This window comes from Streptomyces sp. Q6, assembly GCF_036967205.1.
Lineage (GTDB): Bacteria > Actinomycetota > Actinomycetes > Streptomycetales > Streptomycetaceae > Streptomyces > Streptomyces citrinus.
On sequence record NZ_CP146022.1, the window covers coordinates 3,013,756 to 3,032,036 of the forward strand.

General features: G+C 69.1%; 23 protein-coding genes. 12 read left to right on the forward strand and 11 right to left on the reverse strand.

Annotated features, from left to right (window positions below):
• Positions 1 to 15 precede the first annotated feature (15 nt).
• On the forward strand, positions 16 to 981 hold the full coding sequence (locus V2W30_RS14000) for an ATP-binding cassette domain-containing protein (protein ID WP_338696579.1): 966 nt from the start codon (positions 16 to 18) through the stop codon (positions 979 to 981).
• A 72-nt stretch (positions 982 to 1,053) separates the two neighbouring features.
• On the opposite strand, the gene V2W30_RS14005 is transcribed toward V2W30_RS14000, so the two are convergent.
• The 8 genes from V2W30_RS14005 to V2W30_RS14040 all read right to left on the reverse strand — a co-directional run bounded on the left by V2W30_RS14005 (position 1,054) and on the right by V2W30_RS14040 (position 8,035).
• Positions 1,054 to 1,728, reverse strand: a complete 675-nt coding sequence (locus V2W30_RS14005; RefSeq protein WP_338703599.1) for a hypothetical protein — start codon at positions 1,726 to 1,728, stop codon at positions 1,054 to 1,056.
• A gap of 2 nt (positions 1,729 to 1,730) precedes the next feature.
• Positions 1,731 to 2,153 (reverse strand): thioesterase family protein, encoded by a 423-nt coding sequence (locus tag V2W30_RS14010; protein ID WP_338696581.1) that lies wholly within the window; start codon positions 2,151 to 2,153, stop codon positions 1,731 to 1,733.
• A complete protein-coding gene (ettA, locus tag V2W30_RS14015) occupies positions 2,153 to 3,817 on the reverse strand; it encodes an energy-dependent translational throttle protein EttA (protein WP_338696583.1) in 1,665 nt (554 codons plus the stop codon). The genes V2W30_RS14010 and ettA overlap by 1 nt, the downstream gene beginning before the upstream one ends.
• 308 nt (positions 3,818 to 4,125) lie before the next feature.
• On the reverse strand, positions 4,126 to 4,431 hold the full coding sequence (locus V2W30_RS14020) for a hypothetical protein (RefSeq protein ID WP_338696585.1): 306 nt from the start codon (positions 4,429 to 4,431) through the stop codon (positions 4,126 to 4,128).
• A 247-nt stretch (positions 4,432 to 4,678) separates the two neighbouring features.
• Positions 4,679 to 4,885 (reverse strand): hypothetical protein, encoded by a 207-nt coding sequence (locus tag V2W30_RS14025; RefSeq protein WP_338696587.1) that lies wholly within the window; start codon positions 4,883 to 4,885, stop codon positions 4,679 to 4,681.
• Positions 4,886 to 5,712: 827 nt separating this feature from the next.
• Entirely contained in the window at positions 5,713 to 6,198 is a 486-nt protein-coding gene (locus tag V2W30_RS14030) for an NUDIX hydrolase (RefSeq protein WP_338696588.1), read from the reverse strand.
• A gap of 19 nt (positions 6,199 to 6,217) precedes the next feature.
• Positions 6,218 to 7,432 (reverse strand): helix-turn-helix domain-containing protein, encoded by a 1,215-nt coding sequence (locus V2W30_RS14035; protein WP_338696590.1) that lies wholly within the window; start codon positions 7,430 to 7,432, stop codon positions 6,218 to 6,220.
• Between the two features lie 234 nt (positions 7,433 to 7,666).
• On the reverse strand, positions 7,667 to 8,035 hold the full coding sequence (locus V2W30_RS14040) for a winged helix-turn-helix domain-containing protein (RefSeq protein WP_338696591.1): 369 nt from the start codon (positions 8,033 to 8,035) through the stop codon (positions 7,667 to 7,669).
• 152 nt (positions 8,036 to 8,187) lie between these two features.
• On the opposite strand from V2W30_RS14040, the gene V2W30_RS14045 reads away from it, so the two are divergent.
• The 11 genes from V2W30_RS14045 to V2W30_RS14095 all read left to right on the forward strand — a co-directional run bounded on the left by V2W30_RS14045 (position 8,188) and on the right by V2W30_RS14095 (position 14,748).
• Positions 8,188 to 8,544, forward strand: coding sequence for a hypothetical protein (locus tag V2W30_RS14045; protein WP_338696592.1), 357 nt, complete (start codon positions 8,188 to 8,190; stop codon positions 8,542 to 8,544).
• A 2-nt stretch (positions 8,545 to 8,546) separates the two neighbouring features.
• Positions 8,547 to 9,902 carry an FtsK/SpoIIIE domain-containing protein gene (locus V2W30_RS14050; RefSeq protein WP_338696593.1) on the forward strand — a complete coding sequence of 452 codons (1,356 nt, stop codon included), beginning with the start codon at positions 8,547 to 8,549 and terminating at the stop codon, positions 9,900 to 9,902.
• Positions 9,903 to 9,986: 84 nt separating this feature from the next.
• Positions 9,987 to 10,169 carry a hypothetical protein gene (locus V2W30_RS14055; protein ID WP_338696594.1) on the forward strand — a complete coding sequence of 61 codons (183 nt, stop codon included), beginning with the start codon at positions 9,987 to 9,989 and terminating at the stop codon, positions 10,167 to 10,169.
• Positions 10,170 to 10,247: 78 nt separating this feature from the next.
• On the forward strand, positions 10,248 to 10,895 hold the full coding sequence (locus V2W30_RS14060; RefSeq protein WP_338696595.1) for a DUF2637 domain-containing protein: 648 nt from the start codon (positions 10,248 to 10,250) through the stop codon (positions 10,893 to 10,895).
• Between the two features lie 22 nt (positions 10,896 to 10,917).
• On the forward strand, positions 10,918 to 11,112 hold the full coding sequence (locus V2W30_RS14065) for a mobile element transfer protein (RefSeq protein ID WP_338696597.1): 195 nt from the start codon (positions 10,918 to 10,920) through the stop codon (positions 11,110 to 11,112).
• A gap of 12 nt (positions 11,113 to 11,124) precedes the next feature.
• Positions 11,125 to 11,280 carry a hypothetical protein gene (locus V2W30_RS14070; RefSeq protein ID WP_338696598.1) on the forward strand — a complete coding sequence of 52 codons (156 nt, stop codon included), beginning with the start codon at positions 11,125 to 11,127 and terminating at the stop codon, positions 11,278 to 11,280.
• A 24-nt stretch (positions 11,281 to 11,304) separates the two neighbouring features.
• On the forward strand, positions 11,305 to 11,628 hold the full coding sequence (locus tag V2W30_RS14075) for a SpdD-like protein (protein ID WP_338696599.1): 324 nt from the start codon (positions 11,305 to 11,307) through the stop codon (positions 11,626 to 11,628).
• 90 nt (positions 11,629 to 11,718) lie between these two features.
• Positions 11,719 to 11,907: a hypothetical protein gene (locus tag V2W30_RS14080; protein ID WP_338696600.1), complete on the forward strand. Its 189-nt coding sequence runs from the start codon at positions 11,719 to 11,721 to the stop codon at positions 11,905 to 11,907.
• On the forward strand, positions 11,904 to 13,289 hold the full coding sequence (gene repSA / locus V2W30_RS14085) for a replication initiator protein RepSA (protein ID WP_338696601.1): 1,386 nt from the start codon (positions 11,904 to 11,906) through the stop codon (positions 13,287 to 13,289). Before V2W30_RS14080 ends, repSA begins: the two co-directional genes overlap by 4 nt.
• Before the next feature lie 2 nt (positions 13,290 to 13,291).
• Positions 13,292 to 13,486: a helix-turn-helix domain-containing protein gene (locus V2W30_RS14090; protein ID WP_338696602.1), complete on the forward strand. Its 195-nt coding sequence runs from the start codon at positions 13,292 to 13,294 to the stop codon at positions 13,484 to 13,486.
• Positions 13,486 to 14,748 carry a site-specific integrase gene (locus V2W30_RS14095; RefSeq protein WP_338696603.1) on the forward strand — a complete coding sequence of 421 codons (1,263 nt, stop codon included), beginning with the start codon at positions 13,486 to 13,488 and terminating at the stop codon, positions 14,746 to 14,748. The genes V2W30_RS14090 and V2W30_RS14095 overlap by 1 nt, the downstream gene beginning before the upstream one ends.
• 370 nt (positions 14,749 to 15,118) lie before the next feature.
• Here the strand turns inward: V2W30_RS14095 and V2W30_RS14100 are convergent, their stop codons facing one another.
• The 3 genes from V2W30_RS14100 to V2W30_RS14110 all read right to left on the reverse strand — a co-directional run bounded on the left by V2W30_RS14100 (position 15,119) and on the right by V2W30_RS14110 (position 18,230).
• Positions 15,119 to 15,334 carry a DUF6243 family protein gene (locus V2W30_RS14100; RefSeq protein ID WP_338696605.1) on the reverse strand — a complete coding sequence of 72 codons (216 nt, stop codon included), beginning with the start codon at positions 15,332 to 15,334 and terminating at the stop codon, positions 15,119 to 15,121.
• 382 nt (positions 15,335 to 15,716) lie between these two features.
• Positions 15,717 to 17,144: a TQXA domain-containing protein gene (locus tag V2W30_RS14105; RefSeq protein WP_338696607.1), complete on the reverse strand. Its 1,428-nt coding sequence runs from the start codon at positions 17,142 to 17,144 to the stop codon at positions 15,717 to 15,719.
• 654 nt (positions 17,145 to 17,798) lie between these two features.
• The gene (locus V2W30_RS14110; protein WP_338696609.1) at positions 17,799 to 18,230 is read right to left on the reverse strand and encodes a single-stranded DNA-binding protein; all 432 of its coding nucleotides are present in this window, start codon (positions 18,228 to 18,230) and stop codon (positions 17,799 to 17,801) included.
• Between the last annotated feature and the right edge of the window lie 51 nt (positions 18,231 to 18,281).

An 18,281-nucleotide genomic window follows, 5' to 3' on the forward strand; every position in this document is an offset into this window, starting at 1 on the left:
GGAGACGGAAACGACATGACACCGGACACCCCGGCGCCCGCCCCCACCCTCGCCGACCTGGAACAGCGCGCCACCGCCCACCGGGACCGCCCCGCCTACGGCCACGACGCCCTGATCACCTGCGACCGGCTCGTGCGCGTCTTCACGACGGACGGCGTCGAGGTCCAGGCCCTCCAGGGCCTCGATCTCCTCGTCCGCAACGGCGAGTTGATGGCGCTGGTGGGCGCGTCCGGCAGCGGAAAATCCACCCTGATGAACATCCTGGCGGGCCTGGACGAACCCACGGCGGGCGCGGCGAAGGTGGCCGGCTACGACCTGCTCGCGATGGGGTCGAAGGAGCGCCTGCGCTACCGCCGCGAGGCGGTCGGCTTCGTCTGGCAGCAGACGGCCCGCAACCTCCTGCCGTACCTGACGGCAGCTCAGAACGTGGCGCTGCCCATGCAGTTGCGCGGCAGGACCCGCCGCTCGGCGAAGGCGGAACGGGCGACGCAGCTCCTCACCATGCTCGGTGTGGCGGACTGCCACGACCGCCGCCCACAGCAGATGTCCGGCGGCCAGCAGCAGCGCGTGGCGATCGCCGTGGCCCTCGCCAACGAACCGAAGGTGCTGCTCGCCGACGAGCCCACCGGCGAACTCGACTCGCACACCGGCGAGCAGATCTTCGCCGCGTTCCGCACGGCGAACGAGGAGTTGGGCACCACGGTCGTCATCGTCACCCACGACCAGACGGTGGCGAGCGAGGTCCGCCGCACAGTGGCGATCCGCGACGGCCGTACGTCGACGGAGGTGCTGCGCCACCGGCACGTGGACGAGACGACGGGCCAGGAGTCCCTGGTCTCCCGCGAGTACGCGATGCTGGACCGGGCGGGACGGCTCCAACTCCCCGCGGAGTACACGGAGTCGCTGGGCATGCGCGACCGCGTGCTCCTGGAACTGGAGGAGGACCACATCCAGATCCGGCCGGACGACCAGGACCGCTGAACGCCGCCCGTTCCCGCCTCTGACTGGATCAGTGCGACACGGCCGGCCGGCCGACGGGCCGACCGGTCGATCTCACAGCAGGACGGACAGCCCGCCCAGGCCGGTGGAAGTGCGCCGCAGGGCGACGGATCCGTACGGGGCGCGCAACCGCACCCACGCCCCGGAGGCGAGCAGGTCGACGGCGTCGCCGCGCAGGAAGCCGAGTGAGGCCGCCGCGTGGGCGATCCGCACCGGCACGCCGGTCCCGGCGATCTCCCGCGACCAGATCTCCCGCCCGACCCGGTCGAGTTCGCTCCGCGTCCGCGCCTCGGGCGCCAACTCCTCGACGCGGGACCGGAATTCGGCGACGGCGGCCTTCACGAGTGCGCGCAGCGCCTCGGCGTCCGGGCACCCGGGGACCCGCTCCCAGCCGCCACGGGGCGGCAGCATCCCGGCCCACGGCGGCCCGGTGACGGCGGCGGGCACCACCGCGCTCGCCCCCGCCTCGTCGAGGGCGTCGAGCAACTCCCCCGCGGAGACGGTCACATCGAGGGTGTCGTCGATCCCGCTCTCGTACGGCTTCAGGAGCCGTGCCGTACGGATGGCGAGCACCTCGAACGAAGGCGGCCGCCCGAACACCGCGAGCGCCTGGCCGCCGGCCTGCGCCTGCAACCGTACGGCGGCCGCCTTGTCGTAGTGCAGCAGCCGGCCGAGGAAGGCGGCGAGATCCGCCGCCTCCCCGGCATCGGCGAAATACAGCACGGGCACGCTCATGCCGCGAGCGCCCCCGCGGCGTCGTCGGCGTCGTCCCGGTACTCGTCCAGGAACTCCCGCTCCTCGGCGGTGATCCGCCGCGGACGCTGCGCCTCGAAGTCGAACGGCACTATGACCGTCGACGCCCGGACGTAGACCTGGTCGTCGTCCTTGACCTCGTAGGCGAGCGTGAACGAGGCGGCACGCACCTCGGTCACCCACATCTCGATGTCCACCGGACGGTGCCGGTGCACCAACTGCCGCTTGTAGTCGATCTCATGGCGCGCCACGACGGACCCCTGCTGGAAGTCCTTGTCCGGACGGAACAGGAAGTCGATCCGCGCTTCTTCGAGGTACCGAAGAAAGACCACGTTGTTGACGTGGCCGTACGCGTCCATGTCCGCCCAGCGCAGGGGGCAGGCGTATACGTGGCGAGCCATCAGCCGCGGGTCAGCTTCTTGTAGGTGGCGCGGTGCGGACGGGCCGCCTCGGCACCGAGCCGCTCGATCTTGTTCTTCTCGTACGACTCGAAGTTGCCCTCGAACCAGAACCACTTGGAGTCACCCTCGTACGCGAGGATGTGCGTGGCCACCCGGTCCAGGAACCAGCGGTCGTGGGAGACGACCACAGCCGCACCCGGGAACTCCAGCAGGGCGTTCTCGAGGCTGCTGAGGGTCTCGACGTCGAGGTCGTTCGTCGGCTCGTCGAGGAGCAGCAGGTTGCCGCCCTGCTTGAGGGTGAGCGCGAGGTTGAGGCGGTTGCGCTCACCACCGGAGAGCACACCGGCCGGCTTCTGCTGGTCGGGGCCCTTGAAGCCGAACGCCGAGACGTAGGCGCGCGACGGCATCTCGACCTGGCCGACGTTGATGTAGTCGAGCTCGTCGGAGACCACGGCCCAGAGGGTCTTCTTCGGGTCGATGTTGGCGCGGTTCTGGTCGACGTACGAGATCTTGACCGTGTCGCCGACCTTGATCGAACCCGAGTCCGGCGTCTCCAGGCCCTGGATCATCTTGAAGAGCGTGGTCTTGCCGGCGCCGTTCGGGCCGATGACGCCGACGATGCCGTTCCGCGGCAGCGAGAAGCTGAGGTCGTCGATCAGGACCTTCTCACCGAAGGCCTTGCTGAGGTTCTCGACCTCGACGACGATGCTGCCCAGACGCGGGCCCGGCGGGATCTGGATCTCCTCGAAGTCCAGCTTCCGCATCTTGTCGGCCTCGGCGGCCATCTCCTCGTAGCGGGCGAGGCGGGCCTTGGACTTGGCCTGACGCCCCTTGGCGTTGGACCGCACCCACTCCAGCTCTTCCTTGAGCCGCTTCTGCCGCTTCTCGTCCTTCTTGCCCTCGACCTTGAGCCGCTCGGACTTCTTGGTGAGGTACGTCGAGTAGTTGCCCTCGTAGGGGATCGCGCGGCCACGGTCGAGCTCGAGGATCCACTCGGCGACGTTGTCGAGGAAGTACCGGTCGTGGGTGACGGCCACGACGGCGCCCTTGTACTTGGCCAGGTGCTGCTCCAGCCAGTTCACCGACTCGGCGTCGAGGTGGTTGGTGGGCTCGTCGAGGAGCAGCAGGTCGGGCGCCTCGATGAGCAGCTTGCAGAGCGCGACGCGGCGCTTCTCACCACCGGAGAGGTTGGTGACGGGCCAGTCGCCGGGCGGGCAGCCCAGCGCGTCCATGGCCTGCTCCAGCTGACCGTCGAGGTCCCACGCGTCGGCGTGGTCGAGGTCCTCCTGGAGCTTGCCCATCTCCTCCATCAGCGCGTCGCTGTAGTCGGTGGCCATGAGCTCGGCGACCTCGTTGAAGCGCTTGAGCTTGCCCATGACCTCGGCCGCGCCGTCCTGCACGTTCTCCAGGACGGACTTCGACTCGTCGAGCTTCGGCTCCTGCATGAGGATGCCGACGCTGAAGCCGGGCGACAGGAACGCGTCACCGTTCGACGGCTGCTCCAGGCCCGCCATGATCTTCAGGACGGTCGACTTACCGGCGCCGTTGGGACCGACTACACCGATCTTCGCGCCAGGAAGGAAGTTCAGGGTGACGTCATCGAGGATCACCTTGTCGCCGTGCGCCTTGCGCGTCTTGCGCATGGTGTAGATGTACTCAGCCAAGAGAAACCGTCCGGCAGTCGAAGTGTGGCAGCGAGGGTCCCGCGTAACGCGGCTCCACCGCATGAGGGCAGATACACCCCATCTTGCCTGACCGGCACCCTCCGATGGAAACCAGTATGGGCGGGGGCCTGTGACCTGGCCGTTCCCTGATCGCTGCTGTAGTTGATCTGTCACTGGTTGTCGCTGTCAGGCACCCGTGAGCGGCCTCGGACGGCCCACAGACGGCCCCGCGCTCGGCGTGTTTTCCCTGCCCACCACCCCGCCCGGTGGGGTTGGGCCCCGACCTGAGCCGGGGCCCGCGGTGCGTTCTACCTCTGCCTGGCGAGCACGTCGCCGATGGTCAGTCCGTTGACCACCACGCGCGGCGCTTCCGCTTTGGCCCGCTCCAGCGCGGTGTCGTGGTCGAAGCCGTGCGCCTCGGGCCCCCAGCGGCCATCCTCGCCGAGGTACTCGCCCTGGTGGTGGATGGCCCAGCGACCGTCACCGGTCAGCTGCACCTGGAGGGCGAACAGGCGCAGATCCCTGTGACCCGTCAGCGCGGCGTCGACTACCTGGTACTTCGTGACCTCGACGGTGACGGCGTCGATCGAGTTCTGAGCGGTGGTGTCACTCATGGGTGCCTCCGAGGATCGGTGTCGTTGTCCTGATGGGCTTCGCCCGGCACGGTTCTGGGAGGGGCCGCAAGGTGGAGCACCCCACTGTCTGAACGACCTTGCGGCCCCTCCCAGGTTCGTGCTGCCCTCGGGCATCAGGGCATCGACGGCGATCCGGGCTGCACCGCCCACACCACCCACAACGACGGCCCCGTGCGCGCTCTCGATCCGGGCGCGTCCGAGCTGCCGACATTTGCCTCTGCTGGCGTCAGCTACGGATGTCACGGTCGGGGGCACTCCTGGCACGTGCGCGCCCTGCCAACGCACGTCCGTAGGCAACTGCCCACATCGTGAGGCCGGTGGCTTCGAAGAAGCGCATGCCTGCGTCGCGCTCCGTAATGAGCCAGATCAGAATCGGCAGCACCATGAGCAAGTGCCAGTGCGGGTTGTTCCAGCGATCCTTCTTGCCAGCCATCTCGCCCCCCCTTGATGCGGCACCCTAGCCCGCGGTCGGTGGAGCGGCTTTGGGCGGGAGCTGCCATGGGGCGAGTGATCATGGCCCCTTAAGCTTCCGGCGAGTCGGGCAGTCTGTGGAGCTGCCCGTTAAAGCACGACGTTGGGGCCATGATCTTAGAGGCTCGCCCCATGGTGGCTGCCTAAAGCCGTGGAGCCGACCGGCCCCGGCCACGACGGGTTTCCCGCTCATCGGGCTGCTGCCCGCGTCTGGGCTCGGCGCCTGTGGGTGGTCAGCGGGCCTTGGGGCGCTTGGTGAACCTGGCTGCGGTGGCCCGTCGATTCGCTCCGCCATGATCCGGCCTGATCGGTAACACAAAGCGTCTTCACCCTGTGCTCTTGCTGTCCACCTTGTGCCCCACGGCCTGGTTGTCTGGTTGTGGCCTCCTGGGTGGTGACGGACAGACGACGTCCCGCAGCCGGGACGAAGGCAGGAGGCGGAGGGGCGGCGGCTGGCCGGCGCCGCCCCGAAGTTGTGAGGCCCTCGGTCCGTATGGATCGATCCCCTGGGGACAGTGGGCCTGGGGCTTTGAGAGGTGGTGTTCTTGCTCCTGCACCTTGGGGTCTCACCTGTTGCTTGGTTCTTCTCCTCTTCTGGGCCGGATCATGGCGGAGAGGAGCGAGGGGCCGTGAGCGGCCATGGTGCGCCGAAGTGCCCCTCTGGCGGTTGGGTTGGCACTGATCGATCCCATGGGGCCCGGCCCGAGCCGCGAGCGCAGCGAGCCTTGATGAAGTAGGGAAAGTTCCACCGCGCCCAGCGAACCAGGGGGCACGGCGATTCACCATCGGCTAGGCGGCTGCACTCCCGGGCTGCTGCCCGTGTTCGAGATAGATCGGGGCGGCCCCCGATCGGGCCTCAACCGCGGCAAAGATCCTTCGGGCTAGCCTCGGGATCGACCGCTTGCTGATCTCTGGGGCCGACAGGAACTCGAATCCCTTCAGCTCGTCCGCCTGCAAGGTCACTTTGGCAAGGCTCTCGGGGCTGAGTTGACCGCCGTCGAACAGGTACAAGACCTTGTCTCCCTCGGCGTCGCTGGGCGCCCAGTCGACGGCCAACAAGCGCCCGATGGGAGGTGTGATCCCAAGCTCTTCCCGCACCTCGCGCACGGCTGCTTGAAGGGGTGACTCCCCTGTCTCGACGTACCCGCCGGGGATGTCCCAGTAGTCCTTGTACGTGGGCTCGACCATGAGGACTCGCCCCGCGGTATCAAAGAAGAGCGCACCCGCTGCCATTCGCGGATGCGCCATCTTCGCTTCGTGTTCGTTCAAGGCCATGCCGCCGAGCGTACCTATGTCAGACGACATGCAGTCGGTTGGCCAGCTCCGCCATGGGACGGCTCGGTCGGCCCCGCTGGTTCCGCACCCAGGTGAGCACAAGCTCTCGCGCGAGGTAGTGACTCCGGACCTGCTCCGGCGCCCATCGCTCGGCTTCGAGGATCATCGACAGGGCGTCATCGACGCGGTTGTGTGCGCTGAGGGCTCGGGCCACTTCGAGGTTGTGTCGAGTGCGCCGTTCGGTCGGCAGTGCACTGGTGTCGATCTGCGGTCCGAGATCGACGGCAACTTGCATGTCTCCGAGTTCGGCTGATGTGGCCACACGGTGAATCGCGACGTTGGTCGGCCCGAACGCTGTCCATACGTGGTTGGCGTCGTGTCCGAGTTGCCGTGCGGCCCGGTCGGCTTCGGCAAGGAACTCGCGCGTTGTGTCCCGGTTCTCGGCGCGTGCCGCTGCCATTGATCCGGCAAGGAAGAGCGTTCCGTAGATCGACAGGAACTCGGGGCTGGCGTCGTCGAGCCCTGGCCGGAGGTAGTCCGACGCGTCGCCGACGAGCTGCACCGCGGCGTCGAATCGGCCGTTGGAAAGGAGGCAGTGCGCCACCGACCGGAAGAGCGATCCGGTCACGACCTGGTTGCCGGACTGCTGCGCCGCGGCAAGGCCGCGATCCGCTGCGATCCAGGCGAGATCCGTTTCCCCCACCTTGGTCAGCACCATGGCGGCGCCCTGGTAGGTCATGGCCATCAACTCGTACACCCGCTCGCGTTCTTGACCTTCGTACGCCTGGGCGGCAATGAGTACGTCGGCCAGCAACAGCGGTAGACGGCGCGTCGCGAAGCCGTACCGCGAATCTTGGTAGGCGTCCCATACCTCGGAGACGCTGGTACGCAGTTCGTCGAGCGCCGTCGGCTCACCCTCGGTGGGCACTCCCAACAGCGGCGTGAGCTGCCGGTAGTTCATCAGCGCTGATCGCAGCGCGGGGACGGTGCGAGTCCCGCTGTCGGCTGTCCAGTCCATGAGCGTCGGCTCGGCAAGCAAGTCGCCCAACGTCACGTCCAAAGCGTCAGCCAGGGACTTGATGACCGAGAGTCGGTCCAGTTCCAGCCTGTTGTTCTCGGCCTTGCTGAGCCAGTCGACTGTACGGCCGACGAGTCCGGCCAAGACTTCCTGGGAGATACCGCGTCGGCGGCGGTACCAAGCGACTCGTTCGCCGATCGTCAGGTTCGTCGTCATTCCTCGCATGGAACGAGCGTCCCCCCGTCTCTTCACGCGACCCCGGAGAGATTTTCCGGGGTGGTGTTCCGCTCCGGTCCTAGCGTTGCTGACTACCCGAGGGGCTGTCAGCTCGAACGTGCGACGAGGGGGACACGATGGCACTGACCCCGCAAGAACGGCTGGAACTGGTCCGCCAGATCAAGGGACTTGGCGACGAAGTGACCGCGTTGACGCGTCGCGCCGATGCGGTGATCACTTCGCTCGGTTCTGCTGTTTCACGAGATCTTCGAGCTGTTCCATCCGCTCGGAAAGACGGCGCACGTCCTGGCGAACCTCTGACAGATACTTCGTGATCTGCTCGAACTCCGGGCTCCGCTTCGACTCGGCGCCCTCACCCGGCAGGGCCGCGAAGCTGCCTTTGCCCTGGTGGGAGATCGCATAGCCGTCTTCACGTAGACGAGAGATCGCCTGCCGGGCGACGGTACGCGAAACGCCGTGACGAGTCATCAGCTCAGACTCTGAAGGCAGCTTGTCACCCGGGGCCAGTTCCCCGTCCCGGATCTTGCCCTTGAACTCGTCGGCGATCTGCAAGTACGCCGCACGCCCGGTGAACTCGGTCATAGCCCCTCTCCGCGGTTGTTGTACCAAGTGCAGCACATCGGACCGACACGAGTCGAGGGCATCCACTTGACACACCAAGTAGTACAGGAGCATTCTCGAATCAAGGTTGACGTACCAAGTACGTCAAGTGGCTCGAATCTAGGAGCACGCTCATGCGTCAGATTCCCGTCGACACCTCCGCCGCCACCGTGATGGTGGCCAAGCCCCCGCAGCCCAAGGTCAAGGACCGGCGCTCCGGTGAGATCGCCACGGACACTGAGACCGGCGCGACCCTGATGACCGTCGAGGTCATGTTCTCCGCCAACGACGAGGTCGAGATCCTGGCCGTCACGGTCCCCGAGCCGGGCATCACCGGTGAGCTCGTGATGGGCACGCCCGTCGCGCTTACGGGGCTGATCGCCCGCCCGTGGGAAAACGACTTCGGCAACGGCAAGCGGCACGGCATCTCGTTCCGTGCGGTCGCCGTCACCTCGCTCGCCGCGGGTGCCTCGAAGCCGAAGGCAGCCTGATCATGACGTGGCTGCTCGCCGTCGTGCTGCTGGTCGTCGCCACCGCGCTTGTGCTGCGGTGGCGGCGCCCCGCCTGGTACTGGCTGACCTTCGGGGTCACCCTCGCCGCGCTGCGCATCCTGATCCACTACGGCTCGGTCATGGACGCCTGCGGCCTGACCGTCCCGCCCTCGCGCTGGCGTCTCCGGCTGGCCCGGATGACCAACCGGGACATGCCCGGCCCGCGCGCGCCGCGCATCCTGCGCCTCAAGCCGACCCGGACCGGCCTGGTCTTACGGATCAAGCTTCGTCCCGGACAGGATGCCTTCGACGTGGCCGCGTCCACGGACCGGCTGCGGCACTCCTTCGCCCTGTACGGCGTCTCCTCGCGTGAGCTGCGTTCTGGCGTCGTCGAACTGCGGATGACCGGCTACGACGTGCTCAAGAAGGTGCACATGCCCGCCAAGACCGATCTGGCGCCGATGCGTATCCCGGTCGCCCTGCGCGAGGACGGTGCGGTGCACTACCGCGACTACCGGGCTATCCCGCACGCCCTCACCCTCGGCGCCACCGAGTCCGGAAAGTCGGTGTACCTGCGCAACCTGGTCGCCGAACTCGCCCCGCGGGATGTGGCGTTGGTCGGCATCGACTGCAAACAGGGCGTGGAGCTGTTCCCGCTCGCCCGCCGCTTCTCCGCGCTCGCCGACAACCCCGACACCGCCGCGGAGTTGCTGGATGCGCTCGTGGATCACATGGAGGGCGTCTACCAGACCATCCGCGCCCATCAGGGTGTGGCCTCTGGCATCCCGGATGCGGAGATCGCCGCCGACATCTGGGACCTGCCCAAGGATCTGCGCCCGGTCCCGATCGTCGTCCTCGTCGATGAGGTCGCCGAACTCGCCCTGTACGCCAACAAGATCGAAGAGAAGCGCCGCGACCGCATCATCACCGCGCTCGTGCGCCTGGCCCAGCTTGGCCGCGCTGCCGGGGTCTATCTGGAGATCTGCGGCCAGCGCTTCGGCTCCGAACTCGGCAAGGGCATCACGATGCTCCGTGCCCAGCTCTCCGGCCGCACCGCGCACCGCGTCAACGACGAGTCCAGCGCGAACATGGCCTTCGGCGACATCGCCCCGGACGCCGTCTTGGCCGCGATCTCGATCCCGGCCGACATGAAGGGCGTCGCCATCTCCGGCGACTCGACCGGCGGATGGTCCCGCATCCGCGCCCCGCACCTCTCCCTGCGCAAGGCCGTGAACATCTGCAACCGGCACGCGAAGCGCACTCCGGACCTGCCTGAACTGGCCCCGTTCCGACCCGTGCTGCCGCACCTGAAGCCGATCCCGGCCCCGACTTCCAAGCCCGCCGCCGCGGCTGCCTGAACCCCCTCCGCTCCCCGGTCGGCGTAACCGTCTCGCGCCAGGCCCCTACCCCGCCCATGCCTGATCACGGAAGGAGCACCACCCATGGCCACTGCTCGCAAGCGGACCCCGCGCAAGCCCGTCGAGCCTGCCAAGTGCGAGACCTGCAAGGGCTCCGGAGAGATCTCCGTGGCGGTCCGTGTCGGCGGTCGCAAGCAGCGGACCACCGGTCATCAGCAGACCGGGATGTGCCTGGCCTGCTTCGGCTCCGGCGAAGCCACCGACTGAACACCGCCTAGACCGGGCGGCCGGACTCCGTGAGCCCCGCCCGGTCTGGGCCTCAACCCCTTCGAAGGAGGTGAAGACATGTTCCGCTCGATCCGCCCGGACGCCGTCCTCGTACAGGCCGTGATCGCTGGCGCGCTGTCCTTCGCCCACCTGCACGACCTTGCCTCCTCAGCCGGACAGACCGGCTGGAAGGCATGGGCCTACCCGATCAGCGTCGACCTGCTCTTGGTCGCCGCCTGGCGACGACTGCGCACCGATGGACCGTCCCGACTGGCCTGGTGCTGGTTCCTGGTCGCCCTGGTGGCCTCGCTCGGCGCCAACGTCGCCACCGCCGGATTCCTCGACCTGGCCCACCCTCCGGCCTGGCTGCGGTTCGGCGTCGCCGGATGGCCCGCGCTCGCCTTCCTCGGCGGCACGCTCCTCACGCACTCCCCGAACGCTCCGGCCGGGGACCGGGTGCCGGTTCCGCCGGCGCCCGCAGCCCCGGCCCCCGAACCCACTCCCGCACCCGATCCCGCGGAAGCGATCCCGGCCCCGGAGGAGGCTCCAGCCCTTCCCGCCTCCGACCCCGCTCCTGCGGTTCCGGCCGCGCTGGTCGAGCACGCCCGCAAGGTCGCCGATGACCACCGCGCTCGGACCGGGACCCCGATCGACACCGACACCCTGCGCGCCCGCCTCGGCGTCCCGGCCCCGATGGCCGACGCGATCGCCGCCCAACTCACCTGACCCCGAAAGGAGATCACCCGTCATGCCTGCCCGCGACTTCTTCCACTCCGTGATCCGGATCGGCCCCGTGCAGATCGGCACCCACCGCGACCGGCACGGCCAGTCCAAGCACGCCGCGGTGTGCACCAACGACCGGTGCGGCTGGTCCGCCGACTACGGCACCTCCTCGGCCGCCCAGCTCGCCGCCCGCACCCACCGCTGCCGCCTCGCCGACTAGGAGAGATCAGTCATGGACATCCCGCTCTGGTTCTTCGTCGCTTGCGTCGGCGTGCTCGGCATCCGGCTCGTCCGCGTGCCCTGGTGGCTGATCGCCCTCCTCCTGCTCGGCGGCTACCTCCTCGCCAACAGCCTCTTCGCCCCCGTCATCGACCCCGCCCTCAAGTAACCCATCCCTGAGAGGAGTTCTCCCATGGCGCTTCGCCCCAAGGTCCCGACCAACGACCACGCGATCGGCCCCGTCTCGCCGACCGTGGTCGAGCCGACCGCCATCGTCCCTAACGCGTACTACGCCCCGACGCCGCAGACCCCGGCCTCTCCGGCCTCGTCGCCTCCCACGGTCCAGCTCACCCCCGGCGCGCTGCTCCTGGCCGTCGGCGGCGGCACCGCGGCTGTTCTCGTCGTCGGCGCCGTCCTGGTCTCGATGCTTCTCGCCGTCGCCATCACCGCCGCCTCGGTGGCCGTGTGCGCGGTCGTCGTCCGCTCGCTCCTTGCCTCGGAGCACAAGCGCCGCTGACCGGGTCCCGGGCGGCTTCCACTGCCAGGTTTCCGCCGCCCGGGCCCGTGCCTCCTGCCCGAACTCACTGATCCGGAAGGAACCCTCATCATGACCGACCGCATCGACTCCCCGGCGCGGGTCTGCCCGAACTGCGATGGCTTCCCCGCCGTCGCCGTTACCCTCGGCGGCCGCACCTCCGCCGGGCACCTGCGCACCATCACCGTGCACTGCCCCAAGTGCCACGGCCTCGGCACCCTGGCCACCCGCACGACCGCCCTGGCCGGGGGCCGCGCATGACCGACACCGCGACCTTCGCGGGCCTCGACCCGGTCACCCTCGCCGACGCGCTCAGGGTGGCCGGGTCCGACGGCTTCGACCGCTGGCAAGACCAGATCAAGCGCACGGGCGGCTGCGCCAACCCCATCCACCTGACCGGCTGGACCCTGACCAAGGACAAGGCAACCGGCGAGACCCTGCACCACTACTCGACCGAGACCGAGCCCGGCGGACGCCTCCGCGTCGCCTGCGGCAACCGCCGCGCCTCCCGCTGCCCGTCCTGCGCCTGGACCTACGCCGGAGACACCTACCACCTGATCCGCGCCGGACTCGTCGGCGACGACGCCCGCGACATCACCGCCACAGTCCGCGACCATCCCCGCGTCTTCACCACTCTGACCGCGCCCTCGTTCGGCCCGGTCCACAACCGGCCCGAACGTGGCACCTGCCGCTGCGGCACCCGGCATACCCCGGACGACCCGGCCCTCGGCACCGCCCTCGACCCGGGCACGTACGACTACGCGGGCGCGGTCCTCTTCAACAACCTGTCCGGCGAACTGTGGATGCGGTTCGTCAACCGGCTGCGCCGTGAGATCGCCGCCCGTGCCGGGATCACCCAACGGGAACTCTCCGAGTCCGCCCGGATCTCGTACGGCAAGGTCGCCGAGTTCCAAAAGCGCGGCGCCATCCACTTCCACGCCGTGATCCGCCTCGACGGCCCCGACGGCCCGGACACTCCGCCGCCCTCCTGGGCCAGCGTCACCCTCCTCGACGACGCGATCCGCGCCGCCGCCGCGCACGCCTACACCAGCGTCAGCGTCCCCGCCGCCGACGACCAACCGGCCCGGACATTCCGCTGGGGCCGTCAGCTCGACGTACGCCCCGTCAAAGCCTTCGGCAACGGCTCCGACATCACCGAACAGGCAGTGGCCTCCTACGTCGCCAAGTACGCCACCAAAGCCGCAGAGGACACGGGCACCCTCGATCGCCGGATCGGCGAACTCGCCGAACTCGACCGCCACGGCGTCCCCGACCACGCCCGCCGACTGATCACCGCATGCAAGCGGCTCGATCCCCTCTACCCGGACCGTCGACTCTGGGCCTGGGCCCACATGCTCGGCTTCCGCGGCCACTTCTCCTCGAAGTCCCGCCGCTACTCGACCACCCTCGGCCATCTCCGCCAAGCCCGCGCCGACTTCCGCGCCGCACAAGAACGCCAAGCCCTCGGCCTGCCCGACTACGAACCGGACACCGTGCTCGTGCTCGCCGACTGGCAGTACGCCGGGCATGGCCACACCCCCGGCGAATCCGTCCTCGCGGCCACGATCGCCCGCGACATCCAACTGAACCGCGACACAGCACGCGAAGCCCTGGCAGACCTCGCCGACGAGAAGGAGTGGTGACCATGCAGCACACCCTGCCCGACCGCTACCTGACCCCGGTCGATGTCGCTGACCTGCTCGGCGTCCCGGTCGAGACGATCTACCAGTGGCGGCGTAAGCGCACTGGCCCCAAGGGCTTCCGTGTCGGCCGACACCTCCGCTACGACCCCGCCGACGTTCACGCCTGGGTCATGACACAGATGGAGGTGGCCGCCTGATGGCCGGACACATCCAAGACCGCTGGTTCAAGGTCGAGCCGGGCCCGGACGGCAAGCCGGTCAAGGTCAAGACCGACCGCTATGGCGTCGGCCTCCGCTACCGTGCCCGCTACGTGGGTCCGGACGGCACCGAGAAGGCCAAGAGTTTCCCGGACAAGCAGAAGCGCTTGGCCGACACATGGTTGACCAACATCGAAGCGGACATGGCTCGCGGGCAGTACATCGACCCCCGGGCCGCTCGAACGACCTTCCGTGAGTACGCGGAACGGTGGCTCGGCGCGCTGACCACCGATCTCACGAGCCGGGCCGCTGTCGAGGGACGCCTACGGCTCCACGCTCTGCCGTACCTCGGTACGCGCCCCATCGGGTCGTTCCAACCGGAGCACATCCGCGAGTGGAACCGGCAGCTCGAAGACGCCGTGGCGTCCGCGTCGTACCGGCGACTGATCTTCGACGCCGTCTCGTCGGTCCTCAATGCGGCCGTCGACGACAGGCTGTTGGCTTCGAACCCGTGCCGCGCCCGATCGGTCAAGGCTCCACGACCGGCACCAACACGCGTGCATCCCTGGTCGGCCTCGCAGGTCTTCGACGTACGCGCGGGGCTCCCCGATCGCTACCAGGCAATGGCCGACGTCGGCGGCGGCTGTGGCCTTCGGCAAGGTGAGATCTTCGGTCTCGCGGTCGACAACATCGGAGATCTCGGCTGGCTCTACGTCCGCCAACAGGTCAAGAAGGTCCGCGGCAAGCTCGTGTTCGCCCCGCCGAAGCGCGGCAAGCTCCGTGACGTTCCCCTCGACCCCGAGGTGTCGGCGGCACTGACCGAGCACATGAAGCGCTTCCCGCCGGTAGAAGTGACCTTGCCGTGGCTCACGCCGACCGGACCGAAGGTCACGCACCGACTGATCTTCACGAGCAACGTCGACGGCGCGCTGTGGAGTAACGACTTCAACGACCGCGTTTGGAAGCCCGCCCTAGCCTCCGCTGGGATCATCCCGGTCCCGGAGAAGGGCCAGCGTTACGCTGCCGCTCGCGAGCACGGGATGCACGCGCTCCGGCACTTCTACGCATCGGTGCTTCTCGACTCCGGGGAGAACATCAAGGCCCTGAGCCTGTACCTCGGTCACAGCGACCCAGGGTTCACGCTCCGCGTCTACACCCACCTCATGCCGTCCAGCGAGACGCGGACCCGGAAGGCCATCAGCGCCATGTACCGGGCCGCTGGTCACGCACATGACGGCCCAGAGACGGCCCAAGCCGCCTGACACGGCCCCTCATCGACGGGAAACCGCCTGGTGAGGGGCTGTTTCATGCCCTTGCGCGGCGAGTAACACCCCATCTTGCCTGACCGGCACCCCACGACGGAAACCCGTATCGGTCCGCGGCCCTGAACTGCGCGTTCGCCGCGCTCGGCGGTAGCGGACCGATCACCGTCGGTCGCTGACCACCGACCGCGGACGGTCGGCCGGCCGCCGACGGCCTCGCCCCGTGATCGCCCCGGCGCGGGAGAGCCCGACGCGTCTGGGGCCTCGGCTCCGGACAGCGGCAGGGCCCGGACCACGCGTCGTGGTCCGGGCCCTGTTCCGTGCGATGCCGCCCTGCGGCGGCGGTGCGTCAGCTCTGGGCAGTGGCGGGTCAGCTCTGGGCGGTGTCGTCGCCCGCCTGCCCCGTGCCCTCGGTCGCACCCGTCTTCTCGCGCATCTTGCGCACCAGCTCGGCCTTCTGGTCGGCTGCGCGCTTGCGGTCGAGGTTGCGGTGCGGGCCATTGGTCTGGCGTTCGGCGCGGGACTGCTTCTTGCGCTGGCCGCCGCCCTGGCCCACGGGGTTGTTGATGTTCTTGCTGTCGGTCACGGGTTCTCCCGGCGGTGATGTGAAGTGATCTACGGATTCATCGGTGGGGGACGGGCGGCGACGTCGAAGGACGTCAGCAGGGGCCCGTCACGCTCTCACTCGTAAATCGGCGTCTGGAAGAACATGCCAAGGACGTTACCCGGTTTCCTCGGCCCCGCGCGCCGCCGTTCCCGGTCCCCCGGCGTCGGACGGGCTTTCGGCGAGCGCCCGGGACAGCCGACCCCGTACGCCCCGACCGCCCCTCACCTGCGCTTACGTCCAGGCCAGGACCGATTCCCGGCCCGGAGATCGCCGATCGGCTCGGCCCGACGATCCGCGAGCACTCCGGCGGACGTCAGGCGCCCGCCCCGCCGGCGCCTGCCGTTCCCCGTGGCTCCGTCGGTCACTCTCCGCCCTGCGGCGACTTCTTCCTCCGAACCAGGACCAGGGACGCTCCACCCACCAGGACCAGCAGGATGGCGATGCCCGCGATCACCGGCGTCGCGTTCGAGCTGCCGGTCTCGGCGAGGTCCGACGCGGGGGTGCCGGTGCCGCCGACCGACGCGGGGCTGGGGCGGGTCGTCGTCTGGGTGTGCAGGCCGTCGTCGGCGGAGCCGGTCGCGGCGGCCACCGTGCGGCAGTCCAGGATCCCGCGCACCCGCTGCTCGAACCCGTGCGGCCCCTTGATCGTGAAGTCGTACGCCTGGTCCTCCTGGAGCGGGATCGTCACCGTCCGCGACGCACCGGCCTCGATCGTGTACCGCGTGCCCATCAGCTTGAAGGTGAACGGCTCGTCGCCCTTGTTCACCGCCGTGATGTCCACACCGCCCGCCGCGCAGTTCTTCCGCGCGGACAGCGCCGGCAGTGCGCCCTCCCCGGCCCAGGTCGCCGTCGCGGTCGCGGAGACCGTGGACTCGCTGGACCCGGCGAGGATCTGCGTCTGGCTGCGGGTGTCGGAGGTGAAGGCGCGGCCGACCGGCACGGTCGTCGACGCCTGCACGGTCAGCGCCGCGGAGCCCGCCGCGGCGTCCTTGGGCACGGCGAAGAAGATCTGGCTGCCGTCGACCGCGGAGGTCACCGGCTTGCCCTTCTTGTCGACGACCTTCACCCCGCCCGCGGCGGCCTCGGCGGGCGGCGTCACGGTGACGCTCTCCGCGTCCGTCCGCACGGTGACCGGACCGACCCGCTCCCCCGGATGCCCGGAGACGGCCTGCGGCGACAGGCTCAGCGAAGCGCGCGGCTCGCCGAGGTCACGCGCGTTCTTCTCCAGGTAGTCGGCGAGCTTCTCGGCGGCACCGCTCACCGCCTCGACATCGGCCTTGTCCGAGTAGCGCCAGATGGCGACCTGGGTGCCGGCCGCGGCGTCCTGCTCGGTGAGACCGCCGGCCCCGGCCTTGCGGGCGAGCGCCGCGAGATCGTTGACCTGGGGGTACGAGTTCTGGAGGATCCAACGGATCTTGCCCGCGTCGGAGTTGCCGCTCAGCGACGTGCCGCTCCAGGACGTCTCCTGGTACTTGGCGTCGGTCTGGGTCGGGTTGTGCAGGTCGACGCAGTACGTCTGGAGCATCCCGCCGCCGTCGACCGTCATCTGGAACAGCCCCGCGGAGACCCGCTCCGTGCGCCCGCCCTCGTGGATCTCTGCCGCGCCGTACGTCTGGAGGCCGCCGATGGTCGCGGTCGCGCCACCCTGCCCCTGGACGCCCTCGTCCGCGGAGGCCGGAGCGGCGCCGGATATCGCGCCGGCCATCACGAGTCCCGACACCAGGCTCGCCACGGCGAGGCGAGCGGTACCTCGCCCGCGCCGCGCGGCCTGTGAGAACACAGAAAACACGTAGTTCCCTTCAGGCAGGACGTCATGACACACATGGGGGGTGGTGTCCCGCCGGCAGAATCAATGCGGGGACCCCAAAGGCCCCTTGAGCTGCTTGAGCTACTTTCGCTACGCCCGGCATCCTAAGGAAGCGGCCTATCACGATCCCCGGTGCTGTCCTCAGGCAACCGATCCGACTCGCAATCGTTATCGCCGAACTCGCATCCGAGCTGGGCTTATCGACAAATCACCGGCACGCATTCGCCGATAAGCCATATGCGCCCCATGCTCGACATGCGCCGCACTTCGGTCATGCGGACCGCACCGGGCCACCCTCTCGACTCCGGCCGAGTCATCCCCTCTGCTCCGGCCGGGACATCCCCTCTGCTACGGCCGAGTCTTCCTCTCTACTCCGGCCGGTTCACCTCGTCCGCTCCGGCCGAGTCATCCTCTCCACTCCGGCCGGTTCACCTCGTCCGCTCCTGCCGGCCACCCCCGCGGACTCCAGATCGGCTCCAGCTTTCGGGTCACCTCACGGGCTCCAGGTGGGCCCCAGCCTTCGGGTCACCCCACGGACTCCAGGTCGGCCCCCGCCTCCGGGTCACCCCACGGACTCCAGGTCGGCCCCCGCCTCCGGGTCACCCCACGGACTCCAGGTCGGCCCCAGCCTCCGGGTCACCCCACGGGCGCCGGTTCGATCTCGAACGACGGCTCGTCCCTTGCCCGTTGATCCTCCTCCGCCTGGGCCTTCCTCGCGGCCCGACGGAACGCGGAGGTGCCGCGCGAGAGATCGTGTCCGACCGACGTCGCCTGAATGTCGGCGGACGTCCAGTGCTGCCCTCCCCGTTCCTCGTCGCGCACTTTCAACCGCCCCTGGACGATGACCGGTTCACCGATCGCCACGGACCCCTGCACGTTCGTGCCGAGCATCCCCCGCGCCCACACCGTGAAGAAGTTCGTATGCCCGTCCACCCACGCGTTCTGCACCCGGTCGAAGTGGCGCGGGGTCACCGCGAGGCGGAACCTGGCCACCGGACCGGTCGGCAACTCCCGGTACACCGGCGTCGTCGCCACGTTCCCCACGACCGTCAACAGCGTTTCGTTCATGTCGTACGCCCCTCCCGACGCGCGGACCCCCCGCACGCCGTGTCCGACGCG